General features: G+C 70.6%; 13 protein-coding genes. 6 read left to right on the top strand and 7 right to left on the bottom strand.

Going from position 1 to position 12,528, the window contains the following annotated elements:
* Nucleotides 1-94 precede the first annotated feature (94 nt).
* On the top strand, nt 95-568 hold the full coding sequence (locus HD557_RS23200) for a MarR family winged helix-turn-helix transcriptional regulator (RefSeq protein WP_196875623.1): 474 nt from the start codon (nt 95-97) through the stop codon (nt 566-568).
* Between the two features lie 69 nt (nt 569-637).
* Nucleotides 638-1,855, top strand: coding sequence for an MFS transporter (locus HD557_RS23195; RefSeq protein WP_196875622.1), 1,218 nt, complete (start codon nt 638-640; stop codon nt 1,853-1,855).
* Between the two features lie 31 nt (nt 1,856-1,886).
* Here HD557_RS23195 and HD557_RS23190 read toward each other — a convergent pair whose 3' ends face one another.
* From HD557_RS23190 to HD557_RS23175, 4 genes are all read right to left on the bottom strand, one after another.
* Entirely contained in the window at nt 1,887-3,710 is a 1,824-nt protein-coding gene (locus HD557_RS23190; protein ID WP_196875621.1) for a CocE/NonD family hydrolase, read from the bottom strand.
* Between the two features lie 93 nt (nt 3,711-3,803).
* Entirely contained in the window at nt 3,804-4,454 is a 651-nt protein-coding gene (locus HD557_RS23185) for a CoA transferase subunit B (RefSeq protein ID WP_196875620.1), read from the bottom strand.
* A 3-nt stretch (nt 4,455-4,457) separates the two neighbouring features.
* Nucleotides 4,458-5,255 (bottom strand): CoA transferase subunit A, encoded by a 798-nt coding sequence (locus HD557_RS23180; protein ID WP_196875619.1) that lies wholly within the window; start codon nt 5,253-5,255, stop codon nt 4,458-4,460.
* 47 nt (nt 5,256-5,302) lie between these two features.
* Entirely contained in the window at nt 5,303-6,529 is a 1,227-nt protein-coding gene (locus HD557_RS23175; RefSeq protein ID WP_196875618.1) for an acetyl-CoA C-acetyltransferase, read from the bottom strand.
* Nucleotides 6,530-6,718: 189 nt separating this feature from the next.
* On the opposite strand from HD557_RS23175, the gene HD557_RS23170 reads away from it, so the two are divergent.
* The 4 genes from HD557_RS23170 to HD557_RS23155 are packed head-to-tail and all read left to right on the top strand — an operon-like array spanning nt 6,719 to nt 9,105.
* Nucleotides 6,719-7,411 (top strand): energy-coupling factor ABC transporter permease, encoded by a 693-nt coding sequence (locus tag HD557_RS23170; protein ID WP_196876522.1) that lies wholly within the window; start codon nt 6,719-6,721, stop codon nt 7,409-7,411.
* Complete coding sequence (locus tag HD557_RS23165) at nt 7,408-7,740, top strand: PDGLE domain-containing protein (RefSeq protein WP_196875617.1); 333 nt, start codon at nt 7,408-7,410, stop codon at nt 7,738-7,740. Before HD557_RS23170 ends, HD557_RS23165 begins: the two co-directional genes overlap by 4 nt.
* A gap of 4 nt (nt 7,741-7,744) precedes the next feature.
* Nucleotides 7,745-8,356: a cobalt ECF transporter T component CbiQ gene (gene cbiQ / locus HD557_RS23160; RefSeq protein WP_196875616.1), complete on the top strand. Its 612-nt coding sequence runs from the start codon at nt 7,745-7,747 to the stop codon at nt 8,354-8,356.
* Nucleotides 8,353-9,105, top strand: coding sequence for an energy-coupling factor ABC transporter ATP-binding protein (locus HD557_RS23155; RefSeq protein ID WP_196875615.1), 753 nt, complete (start codon nt 8,353-8,355; stop codon nt 9,103-9,105). The genes cbiQ and HD557_RS23155 overlap by 4 nt, the downstream gene beginning before the upstream one ends.
* A gap of 73 nt (nt 9,106-9,178) precedes the next feature.
* On the opposite strand, the gene HD557_RS23150 is transcribed toward HD557_RS23155, so the two are convergent.
* The 3 genes from HD557_RS23150 to HD557_RS23140 are packed head-to-tail and all read right to left on the bottom strand — an operon-like array spanning nt 9,179 to nt 12,524.
* Nucleotides 9,179-9,598: a DUF3054 domain-containing protein gene (locus tag HD557_RS23150; RefSeq protein ID WP_008362609.1), complete on the bottom strand. Its 420-nt coding sequence runs from the start codon at nt 9,596-9,598 to the stop codon at nt 9,179-9,181.
* A 23-nt stretch (nt 9,599-9,621) separates the two neighbouring features.
* Complete coding sequence (locus HD557_RS23145) at nt 9,622-10,752, bottom strand: N-acetylglucosamine-6-phosphate deacetylase (RefSeq protein WP_196875614.1); 1,131 nt, start codon at nt 10,750-10,752, stop codon at nt 9,622-9,624.
* Nucleotides 10,743-12,524 (bottom strand): dolichyl-phosphate-mannose--protein mannosyltransferase, encoded by a 1,782-nt coding sequence (locus tag HD557_RS23140; protein WP_196875613.1) that lies wholly within the window; start codon nt 12,522-12,524, stop codon nt 10,743-10,745. Before HD557_RS23140 ends, HD557_RS23145 begins: the two co-directional genes overlap by 10 nt.
* Nucleotides 12,525-12,528 lie beyond the last annotated feature (4 nt).

The raw sequence follows: 12,528 nt of genomic DNA, 5'->3' as shown, positions 1-12,528 counted from the left end.
GCTCGACCCCGATATGCCGGGGTCGGGCGCCGTTCTGCATAGATAGTTGATCAGAAGATAGTTCCGTATCAGATGGTTCGTTAAGATCTGGTTCATGACCGGACCACGTATTGACCTGCTGTTCCTGCTCAACCAGTCGGCCCACGCCTTCGCGGCCCAGGTCGGCGAGGCGCTGGCGGGCCTGGAGCTCTCGGTGCGGGAGTACTGCGTGCTGATGAAGGCCGCCGAGGGGGAGTACACCCAGAACGCCGTGGCCGAGATGGCGATGCTCGACAAGACCACGATGGTCACCACCCTCGACAACCTGGAGCGCCGCGGCCTCGCCGAGCGACGTGTCTCGAGCACCGACCGCCGGGCTCGCATCGTCGCGCTCACCCCGGCCGGCGCGAAGGCGCTCAAGGAGGCCTCGAAGGTCTACAACGCGACCGTCGCCAAGGCCCTCGAGAGCCTGGCGCCGAGCGAGGGTGAGGCGTTCCTCGAGGCGCTGCAGCACCTGGTCGAGGGGCCTTGGGCCACGCCGTCGCACACGATGACGCTGCGGCGCCGTGCGCCTGCATCGGCCCGCTGAGATAGGTCTAACAAGCGAATATCCAGAAATAGATTGTTTCATAACAAACAATCTTCTATGGTCGTATCTATGACGACCAAGACAGTCGCGCTCGCGACCCTCGCAGCAACTCAGCTGATGGTGATCCTCGACGGCACGGTCGTGACCGTCGCCCTTCCTGCCATCCGTGACGACCTCGGCTTCGGCGACACCTCGCTGGCCTGGATCGTCAACGGCTTCCTCCTCGCCTTCGCGCTCGTCCTGCTCCCGGCAGGCCGGGCCGGCGACGCCTTCGGGACCCGCCCCGTCTTCCTCGCCGGGCTGAGCATCTTCACGCTCGCGTCGGCATGGTGCGGTCTCGCCTGGGACCCGGCGTCCCTGGTCGCCGCCCGGTTCGTCCAGGGTCTCGGCGGCGGCATCGCCTCGGCCGTGGTGCTCGGGATGATCGCGGGCCTCTACTCCGAGACCCGCGACCGCCTCCGTGCCTTCGCCGTGCTCGCTTTCGTCGGCTCGATCGGTGCCTCGGTGGGGACGGTCCTGGGTGGCGTACTCACCGAGGTCGCGTCCTGGCGCTGGGCGTTCCTGATCAACGTGCCGGTCGGCATCGTCGCGCTGCTCGTCGCGCTCCGCGCGGTGGAAGGTACGCCGCGCACCGGTGCCAAGGGTGGCCTGCTCCCACGCGGCCTGTTCGCCGAGCGCCGGTTCGCCCTCGCGAATCTGATCCTGCTGACCCTGACCTTCGCCGGGTTCACCTTCCAGTTCGTCACCACGCTCTACCTTCACGACGTCCTCGGCTTCGGGGCGCTCGCGACCGGCCTGGCGTTCCTCCCGGTCAGCGCGGTGATCGCGGTCGCGAGCCTGGGCTTCAGCGCCACGCTGGCCGAGCGGTTCGGCTCGGAGCGGGTCCTGGTCGCCGGTGTGCTCGGCTTCGTCGCCGGCATGGTCTACCTCGTTCGCCTGCCGGAGGCCGGCAGCTTCGCGTTCGACGTCCTTCCCGGCGCGGTCGTGATGGGCCTGGGCTTCGGACTCGCGATGCCGCAGGTCACGGCGCTGGCGATGGGCGCGCTGGCGCCGGAGCACGCCGGGATCGGCTCCGGCCTGACCACGACCACCCAGCAGGCCGGCGGGTTCATCGGCACCCTGATCGCCGCGGGCCTGGTCACGACCTCCGGCTACGGCGCCGCCTACGCCTCGGCGGCGATCGCGTTGGCCGTGGGGGCGGCGGTCGCGGCGTACCTGCTCGTGAACGCCGCACGCGCCCGGGACCCGAAGGTCTCCGAGCGCGTGCCGGAAGAAGCCAGTCGCTGAGCTCCCGATGCCAGGGCCGTGCCCCTCGGCGCTACCTCCGGACCGGGAGGACCAGCGTCGAGGGGTTCGCCGCCGTGTGATGGACCGTGACCACGCCGGCCACGCCCCGGACCAGCTGCTTGACGTTGGGCAGCAGGTGGGGGACGTCGTAGGAGTGGACGGTGACCCGGAGGCGGTGGCCCTTCTCGATCACCGCGCCGGTCGGGAAGACCTCGACGGGAACGCGATAGATCCGGCCCGGCACGACCGCCTGCTCGGCCTCCCGGGTGAAGGGGTGCCAGGGCTGGACGACCTGGCCGTTCAGCGTCCGCGACCTCGACGGGATGACGGCGCGGTGGCGCAGGGTCTGCCAGCCGCCGGTGATGCGGTCGACGGAGCCGTCGGGAGCGACGTCCTCGACCGAGACCGAGATCAGTCCGTCGGTGCCGGTCGTGGAGACGGACAGGTCGGCGTTGAGCGGCCCGGAGAAGGCCGTGCGGGAGGTGGCCGGAGCTGTCTCGTAGGAGACCCCGAGCGCGTCGTTGATCCGGTTGTCGGTCACGCAGCCGGGGATCGCGAGGGCGCCCGCGGTCCACTGCGCGGTGCTGCGCGAGCACAGCCCCTGCACCGGCAGCGGCACGATGGTGTCGCCGCCGACCGCCTTCAGGTCCGACCCGAGGGCGTACGTCCTGGCCCGGACCTCGCTCCCGAGCCACGACTTCATCGTGCGCCACTTTCCGGACCCGATCTCGTGATAGGTCACCGGGGCGACGTCCGTGTCGAGGGCCGCGTCGGGGATGTCCTTGATGTGTGTGTCGAACCACCGCAGCGCCATCTCGTCGAGGCTGTTGATCCCGCTGCCGTCCAGACCGGCTGCGGTCGCGGCCTCGGCGTGGGTCCACGGACCGATGAGCAGCTTGGTGTCGACCCCGTTCCGCTGCATCCGGTCGAAGAGCATCGGGGTGCCGCGCTGGAAGATGTCGTACTGCCCGGCCGTGACGAACGTCGGCACATCGATCTCGTCGACCACGCTCAGCGGCGAGCGCTTCGTGTAGAACGGCCCGTCGTAGCCCGCGTCGCTCCCCAGCGCCGCACCGACGAGCATGGGCACCTGGAACCCGAGCGCGCCGCCGACGTGCTGCAGCAACGTGGTCAGCGTGGCCTCCGGGCGGGTCTTGTTGACGGCCGGCGGCACCAGTCCCGATCCGGTGACCAGCCCGAACCACAGCGGGATGAAGCCGGCGTCGATCTGCCCGCCGGAGGCGACGACGTCACGGTAGACGTCGCCGGCGGGCACGATCGGGAACATCGCCTTCAACCCGCGCGGGTGCTGGGCGGCGGTGAAGAACTGGTTGATCGCCATGTAGGACGGGCCCCACAGGCCGAGCTCGCCGTTGCTCCACGGACGCTTCGTCGAGGTCGCCCAGTTGGCCACCTCGAGGCCGTCCCTCTGCTCCCGGTCGCCGAACGCGTCCCACTGCCCGGCGGAGGAGCCGGTGCCGCGTACGTCGGTCTGGACGAAGACGTACCCCCGCTGCACGAAGTAGTCGCCGCCCCCGCCCGCGACGTTCTTGTTGTACGGGTTCTGCGTCAAGATCACCGGGAACCGGCCGGCCGCCGCGGTGCCGTCGGCCTTCGCCGGGCGGTGGATGTCGGCGCGCAGCACCACGCCGTCGGACATCGTGATCTCGACGTCCTTCTCCACGACCACGCCGTACGTCGCCGGCCGCGGGTTCCACGTCCCGGCCCGTGCCTGGGGTGCCTGAGCGGTGGCCGCAGGCACCGCCGAGGCGGCGGGCGGGGAGAGTGCTGGCGGCAGAAAGGTCGTGAGGAGAGCCAGGAACGGAACGAGGAAGGCCAGTCTGCCGAGTTTCACGACTCACTCCAGGGGTGTGGTGGGTATCACACCCCGAAACGAGGAAGTGCAAACGCGAGTTACGGAACCGTGTTCCGATATTGGATAGTGAGACTAAGCGACCGCTGCCGTCGTCTTGTCGACCACCGGCGCGCCCGTGGCCGCCACGACCTCGTCGTACGTCACCCCAGGCGCCAGCTCGACGAGCTCGAACGCCTCGCCGGTGACATCGAGAACCCCGAGGTCCGTGATGACCCGCTTCACGATCCCACGGCCGGTCAGCGGCAGGTCGCAGGCCGCCAGCAGCTTGGGGGCGCCCTTCTTGGTGACGTGCTCCATCAGCACGATCACGCGCCCGGCGCCGGAGACGAGGTCCATCGCGCCGCCCATGCCCTTGACCATCTGGCCGGGCACCATCCAGTTGGCGATGTCGCCGTTGACGGAGACCTGCATCGCGCCGAGCACGGCGACGTCGATGTGGCCACCGCGGATCATCGCGAACGAGGTGGCGGAGTCGAAGTAGGACGCCCCGGCGAGCACGGTCACGGTCTGCTTGCCGGCGTTGATCAGGTCGGGGTCGACCTCGTCCTCGTAGGGGAACGGGCCGACGCCGAGGATGCCGTTCTCGGCGTGCAGCACGACCGTCGAGGTCTCGGGGATGTAGTCGGGGATCAGCGTCGGCAGGCCGATCCCGAGGTTGACGTAGTCGCCGTCCTGGAGCTCCTGTGCGGCGCGCGCGGCCATCTGGTTGCGGTCCCAAGCCATGACTCAGGCCTCCTTGCTCGATGCGGTGTCGGTGGGGCGCTCGCCGCGCGTCGTACGCTTCTCGATGTCTTTCCGTGCCGCCTGCTCGGGAGTCAGGGCGACGATCCGCTTCACGAAGATCCCGGGGAGATGTACGTCGGCGGGGGCGATCTCACCGACCTCGACGACCTCCTCGGCCTCGACGATCGTCACCCGTCCGGCCATCGCGGCGGGCACGTTGAAGTTGCGCGTGGAGGCGTTGAACTGGGCGTTGCCGGCCCGGTCGACCCGGGTCGCCCGCACCAGCGCGAAGTCGGTGATGATGCCCTCCTCGAGCACCATCTGCTTGCCGTGGAACTCCCGGACCTCCTTCGGCTCGGAGGCCTCGGCGACCGTGCCGTCGGGGTTGTAGCGGTAGGGCAGGCCGCCGTCGGAGACCATCGTGCCGACGCCGGTCGGGGTGTAGAACGCGCCGATCCCGCTGCCGCCGGCGCGCATCCGCTCGGCGAGGGTGCCCTGCGGAGTGAGCTCGAGGGTGATCTCGCCCGCCAGGTACTGGCGGCCGAACTCCTTGTTCTCGCCGATGTAGCTCGCGATCACGCGGGAGATGCGGTGGTCGTCGAGCAGCAGCCCGAGCCCCGCACCGTCGACGCCGCAGTTGTTGGAGACGACCATCAGGTCGTCCGCCCCCTGCTCGCGCAGCGCCTCGATCAGGAACCAGGGGATGCCCACCAGCCCGAAGCCACCCACGGCCAGGCTGGCCCCGCTGTGAATGTCGGCGACCGCCTCCGCGGCCGACCCGACCACCTTGTCCAGACCCATGTCTTCTCTGCTCTCTCGAGATTTTCCGTACGAAGCGTGCCGGCTGCTCAGCGGACCGACTCGAACACCGCCGCGAGCCCCTGCCCGCCACCGATGCACATCGTCTCCAGGACGTACCGGGCCTCGCGGCGCTGCGCCTCATAGGCAGCGGTGGCGAGGATGCGGGCGCCGGTCGCGCCGATCGGGTGGCCCAGCGAGATGCCCGAGCCGTTGGGGTTGAGCCGCTCGTCGGTGGCGTCGATCTTCCACTCGCGCAGCACGGCGAGGACCTGGGCGGCGAACGCCTCGTTGAGCTCGATCAGGTCGATCTCGTCGAGGGTGAGCCCGGCCCGGCCGAGCGCGGCGCGGCTGGAGAGGACGGGGCCGATGCCCATCCGCTCGGGCTCGCAGCCGCTGACGGCCCACGACTTGAGCGTCAGCAGGGGAGTCAGGCCGCGCCTCTCGGCCTCGGCGCGGGTGGTCACGACGCACATCGCGGCGCCGTCGTTCTGGCCGGAGGCGTTGCCCGCGGTGACGGTCGACTCCTCGTCGATCTTCAGCCGGACCGGGCGCAGCGAGGCGAGCTTCTCCAGGGAGATGTCGGCGCGCGGGTGCTCGTCGCGGTCGACCACCACGTCGGGCTTGCGGCGCCCGCCGGGGACGGTCACCGGGACCAGCTCGTCGGCGAACTTGCCGGCCTCGTGGGCGGCCACGGCGCGCTGGTTGGACCGCAGCGCGAACTCGTCCTGCTCCTCGCGGGAGATGCCGTACTCACGGCGCAGGTTCTCGGCGGTCTCGATCATGCCGCCGGGGATCGGGTGGTCCTTGCCGCCCGCGGTCTCGCGGGCCCGGTCGAGGCGGTCGAGCAGCTCGATGCCGCCCTGCTTCACCCCGCCGCGCAGCCCGAGCGCGTAGTGCTCGACGTTGGACATCGACTCCGCGCCACCGGCGATGACCAGGTTGGCGGCGCCCGTGGCGACCGAGCCCGCGGCGTACAGGATCGCCTGCAGGCCCGAGCCGCAGCGGCGGTCGATCTGGAGGCCGGGAACGCCGGTGCCGAGGCCGGCGTCGAGGGCCGCGATGCGGCCGATCGCGGGGTTCTCGCCGTTCGCGTAGCCGTTGCCGAGGATGACGTCGTCGACGTCACCCTCCTGCAGGCCGGTGCGCTCGACCAGCTCGCGCAGCACGGTGGTGGCGAGCTCGGTGGCGGTCAGGGGCGCCAGGGCGCCGAGGAAGCGGCCGACCGGGGTGCGGAGGGGCTCGCAGATGACGATGTCGTTGGCGGCACTGCTCATGCCCTCGACGTTACGCGGACAGTCATGACTTGAGAAGTATTCATTTGGCGTCGATTGACACCTCTGACGTCTTGATCCACTATCCGACCGGACAGTGCGCGCGCGAGGCTATTGCGATAAGTTCGCGTTAGCAGTTCCCATGTCTCGGGCTCCCCTTCGACCGACCCCACGCAGATCCCAGAGGTGACCATGCACGTCCCCGACGGCTTCCTCGACGCTCCGACGTCGATCGCCACCGGCGCTGTCGCCGTCGTCGCGGTCGGCGTCGCGCTGCGCGGCGCGCGCCGCGAGCTCGACGACAAGACCGCTCCGCTGGCCGGCCTCGTCGCCGCGTTCGTCTTCGCGACCCAGATGCTCAACTTCCCGGTGGGGGCCGGCACGAGCGGACATCTGATGGGCGGCGCCCTCGCGGCCGTGCTTGTGGGGCCGTGGACCGGGGTGCTGTGCGTCTCGGTCGTGCTGATCGTGCAGTCGCTGCTCTTCGCCGACGGCGGCATCACCGCCCTCGGCACCAACATCCTCCTCATGGCCGTCACCACGGTGGTCGTCGGCTGGCTGGTGAGCCGGGTGCTGATCAAGCTGCTGCCGAAGCGGGTCGGCCTGGTCGCGCCCGCCGCGGCGATCGGCGCCTTCGTCTCCGTCCCGGCGGCCGCCCTCGTCTTCACCGCGCTCTACGCCGTCGGTGGCACCGCCGACATCTCGCTGACGACGCTGGCCACCGCGATGCTCGGCTGGCACACCCTCATCGGCCTGGGCGAGGGCGTGATCACGTTCCTCGCGGTCGGCGCGATCCTGTCCGTACGCCCCGACCTCGTCTACGCCGCCCGAGGCGTGATCACCGAGCGCGACCTGGTCATCAAGCCCAAGGAGTCGGTGGCATGAGCACGACGACGAAGAGGCACGTCCCGTTCAGGTGGGTCGCCGTCGGCATCGCCGTCGTCGCCCTGCTCCTGGCCGGCGTGGTCTCCTACTACGCCTCCGCCCACCCCGACGGCCTCGAGTACGTCGCCGGCAAGACCGGCTTCCTCGACAGCGCCTCCGACCACGGCGCCGCCGACGGCCCGCTGGCCGACTACGGCACGAAGGGCGTCGACAACGAGCGGCTCTCCGGCGGGTTGGCCGGCGTGATCGGCACCGTGGTGGTGCTCGTGCTGGCCGGCGGCCTCGCCTTGGTCGTACGCCGCCGCGCCGCCAATTCCGACGAGGCCTGAGCCAGTGCCCGCCCATGTGAAGGTGCTGGCCCTGGTCGGCTTCATGCTCGTGGTGGTGGCGACCCCGCGGGAGTGGTTCGCTGCGTACGCCTTCTTTCTCGCCGTCCTGGTGACGGTCGGAGCGGTGGGCCGGGTGCGTCCGGGATGGGTGCTGAAGCGGATGGTCGTGGAGACGCCGTTCGTGGTCTTCGCGGTGCTGATGCCGTTCATCTCCCACGGGCCGCGGATCGAGGTGCTCGGGCTGAGCCTGAGCGAGTCAGGGCTGCTCTCGGCGTGGGGGCTGCTGGCCAAGGGCACGCTCGGCGTGATCGCGGGCCTGCTGCTGGCCGCGACGACGACACCGCAGGAGCTGGTCCACGGCCTGGAGCGGCTGCGGCTACCTCAGCAGCTGGTGCAGATCATGGCGTTCATGGTGCGCTACCTGGAGGTGGTGACCGACGAGATGCGCCGGATGGCGGTGGCGCGCGCCTCCCGAGGCTTCGTGGCCCGCAACCCGCTGCACTGGCCGGTGCTCGCCCGCTCGGTCGGCGCGCTGTTCATCCGTTCCTTCGAGCGCGGTGAGCGGGTGCACCTGGCCATGGTCTCGCGCGGCTACACAGGGAGAATGCCCCGGTGACCACTCCAGTCCTGGACGTACGCGGCCTCGCCTTCGCCTACCCCGACGGCCATCAGGCGCTCTTCGGTGTCGACCTGCACGTCCACCGCGGTGAGCGGGTGGCGCTGCTGGGGCCCAACGGGGCCGGCAAGACGACGCTGGTCCTGCACCTCAACGGCATCCACCTCGCGGGTGCCGGGTCCGTCGCGGTGAGCGGCCTGCCCGTCACCAAGGCCAACATCAAGGAGATCCGCCGCCGCGTCGGCATCGTCTTCCAGGACCCCGACGACCAGCTGTTCATGGGCACCGTCCGCGAGGACGTCGCCTTCGGCCCCGCCAACCTCGGCCTGCGCGGGGAGGTCCTCGACGCGAAGGTCGCCGAGGCGCTCGCGAAGGTCGGCATGGAGGACTTCGCCGACCGGCCGCCCCACCATCTCTCATTCGGTCAGCGCCGTCGGGTCGCGGTGGCCACCGTGCTCGCGATGGACCCCGAGATCCTGGTCCTCGACGAGCCGTCCTCCAACCTCGACCCGGCCTCCCGCCGCGAGCTCGCCGACATCCTCCGCGACCTCGACGTCACCGTCCTGATGGTCACCCACGACCTGCCGTACGCACTCGAGCTCTGCGAGCGCTCCGTCATCCTCGACGGCGGCGTCGTGGCCGCCGAGGGCCGTACGGTCGATGTGCTCTCCAACGCCGACCTGATGCGCGCCCACCGCCTGGAGCTCCCCTTCGGCTTCGACCCCGTCGCCGCTGCCGCCACCCTCTAGCCGAGACTGCAGTTCTGGGCGACGAAACCACAGTTTCGTCCGCCACTTCTACGGTCTCGGCCGCCGCAACCACCTATTCGGCGAGGCGCCTCGAGCGGTAGTGGAGCTTGGCGCTGACGTAGCCACGCCAGCCGACCAGGGTGAGGCCGAGGAAGAGGATCGAGACGACGAGGAAGGCCGGCGCGAGGCCCTCGCCGGTGAGGCCGCGCAGCACCATCCCGATGCCGTACGTCCCCAGCCAGACGACCACGCCCGCCGGCCAGGCGCGGAGCGCGGGCCAGCGGCGCCAGGCCAGCACGGCCCAGGCGACGACGAGCCCGACCAGGAACGGCCAGGCGATGCGGAGCACGACGAGCGCCGGGCCGGAGTCGTGCGACTGGCGCCCGGCGAAGGCGAAGAGGAGGACGAAGAAGACGTCGACCGCGAAGGCCGCGACCGCCCACTTCGGCACGAGCCCGGCGACGAGTGGGGAGGAGGACTCCGTGGAGGACATGGTGCTCAGGATACGAGCCCGGCCTACGCGGACAGCCAGGCCCCGCCGCGCATCACCCGGGTCGGCTGCAGCGACTCGTCGGTGACCACCAGGTCGGCGCGGGCACCGGGCTCGAGGCGGCCCGCGTCGAGCCCGACCACCGAGGCCGGCCGCAACCCGGCAGCCTTCATGAGCATGGCCAGGTCGATCCCGGCGGCCGCGTGGCGGCGTACCTGGTCGATGAGGCGCGAGGTGCCACCGGCGATCGACCCGTTGCCGGTCCCGTCGGCGACTCGGGCGACCCCGGAGCGTACCTCCACGGACAGCGGGCCGAGCTGGTAGTCGCCGTCGGCCATCCCGGCCGCGGCCATCGCGTCGGTGACGAGCACGACCGAGCCGGGCACCATCGACATCACCGCCCGGACCGTCTCGTCATCGAGGTGTACGCCGTCAGCGATCAGCTCCACACAGGCATCGCCGATACCCGCGGCTCCGAGAGCGCCGAGCACCGGCCCAGGCGAGCGATGGTGCGCGGGCGGCATCCCGTTGAAGAGATGGGTGACCAGGCTCCCGGGCCCGGACAGGAAGGCACGAGCCCGCGAAGCCGACGCCGCGGTGTGTCCCAGTGCCACCACGACCCCGGCCTCGGTGAGCACCGAGGCGACCTCGTCGGCCCAGGGAAGCTCCGCGGCCAGGGTCATCACCCGCAGGTGACCCCGTCCGGCCTCGACGAACTCACGGGCGAGACCGGCGTCCGGCGCGAGCAGCATCGCGGGATCGTGCGCCCCGCGGCAGGAGTGCTCCAGGAACGGCCCCTCCATGTGGATCCCGGCGATCAGACCGTCCTCCGCGGCGGTGGCCAAGGCCGAGACCACCGACAGCAACCGCTCAGGCGCGTCGGTGACGGTCGAGGCGAGCAACGTGGTCGTACCGGCGGCATGGTGGACCCCGGCGGCGACGGCGATCTCGTCGGACGAGGTGGAGTGGAAGGACGCGCCACCACCACCGTGGTTGTGGATGTCCACCAGACCGGGCAGCAGGATCCCGGACGATTCCGGATCGCCGTCGACGGCGGTCCGCACGTCGGCGACGACTCCGGCGGAGACGGTCACGACGAGGTCGTCGAAGCCTCCCGGCCGCGGCACCCGGCCGCGTACCACATGGTCTAGATCCATCGCTTGAACCAGATCCTCGTCAGCCACTCCTGCCGGGTGAGCAGCTCGTCGGTGTAGATGGGCCAGAACCAGGCAAAGTTGAGGACGACCAGCACCACGAAGATGCCACCGGCGACGGCGCCGCCGACCCGACGGCGGTGACCGGAGCTGCCGCCGACCGGAGACGGCGGCCGGTCGAGCAGCTTGCCCAGGCACAGGCACAGGCCGAGCACGAGGAACGGCAGCGCGATGATCATGTAGAAGGAGAAGATCGGCCGCCCGGCGTACTGCAGCCACGGCAGCCACGTCGACAGCACCCCGACGACGGCGACCCCGAACCTCCAGTCGCGCGCGGCGACCCAGAGGAACGCCGAGACGATCAGCGCGACGAACGCGCCCCACCACAGCACCGGGGTGCCGAGCAGGAGCACCTGCCGCAGGCACGTCCCCGCCTCCTCGGGACCGTTGCCGTCGGGATCGGCCGAGGGTGTCGCCTCGCACATCTCGCCACGCGACTTCGAGCCCGACAGGATCCCGGTGTCGGCGGCGACCCCGACCGGCCGGTTCAGGACGAGCCAGCCGATCGGATGCGAGCCGTAGGTGTGCTCGGCGCACTCCAGGAAGTGGGTGTGGAAGGTGTAGACGTCGCGGTGGTAGTACCAGAGCGACCGCAGCGACTGACTGACCTCGCCGAGGCCAGAGGCGTCCGGCTCGGTCGCGGTCGGCCAGCGGTTGTCGTTGAGGTTCTCGGGGACGTACGACTTGTTCTCGCAGTGCCCCTCGCCGGTGTAGCGGGTGTACTGCGTCGCCGAGAGCGCGCCCTCGTAGACGTCGGCGTGGGCCATCCACGGGATCCAGGTCATCACGTAGACCGCGAGCGCGACGCCCACCAGGTGCACGAACGCCGTCGGCCCGTCGGCCACGCAGGCGCGCAGCCAGGAGAGACGTACGCCGAAGGAGCGCCGCATCCCGGCGGACCAGGCGACATAGAGGAGGCCGAAGGCTGCCAGCGGGTAGAGCGCCTCCCACTTACAACCGATGGCCAGGCCCCAGGCGATGCCCGAGCAGAGCAGCCACGGGCGGAACAGCATCCGCCGGACCGGCCCCCAGGCGCCGGGCGCGGAGAGCTGGGTGGGCGCGAGCGCCGAGAACCGGCGCCGGCACCAGTCGCGGTCCATCACCATCAGGTGCACCGCGAGCAGCAGGAAGAAGGCGACGAAGAGGTCGAGCAGGGCCAGCCGAGAGAGCACGAAGGCGAGCCCGTCGAAGGTGACCAGGATGCCGCCGACGAGACCGAGCAGCATGGACCCGGAGATGCGGCGTACGAACCGGATCGTCAGCAGCACCAGGAGCGAGCCGACCACGACCGAGGCGATCCGCCAGCCGAACGGGTCCATCCCGAAGAGCTTGATGCCGATCGCGATCAGCCACTTGCCCACGTCGGGGTGGACGATCATCGACGGTCCGTCGGCGAACTGCCCGTCGAGCTGGCCGGCCAGGATGTTCTCGTCGGCACCCTCGACGAAGTTGCGCGCGTAGCCGAACTCCAGCAGCGCCCAGGCGTCCTTGGCGTAGTAGGTCTCGTCGAAGGCGAAGACCTTCGGGGTGCTCAGGTGCCACAGCCGCAGCAGGAACGCGAGCGCGGTGATCCCGATCGTCGCCATCCAGCCGGCTCGCGGCGAGCCGCTGATGCGGCGCCGGGCGCGCTCCCAGGCGGTCGGGAGGAGGTGACCCGAGGGGGTGCTGGCCAGGCCCTCCAGGGGCTCCGGCTCCTCGGTCACCGTCGTCGTCACGAGG

This window comes from Nocardioides luteus, from assembly GCF_015752315.1.
Taxonomy (GTDB): domain Bacteria; phylum Actinomycetota; class Actinomycetes; order Propionibacteriales; family Nocardioidaceae; genus Nocardioides.
Note: the sequence above shows the minus strand (reverse complement) of the source record. Positions and strands in the feature narration are given on the sequence as shown.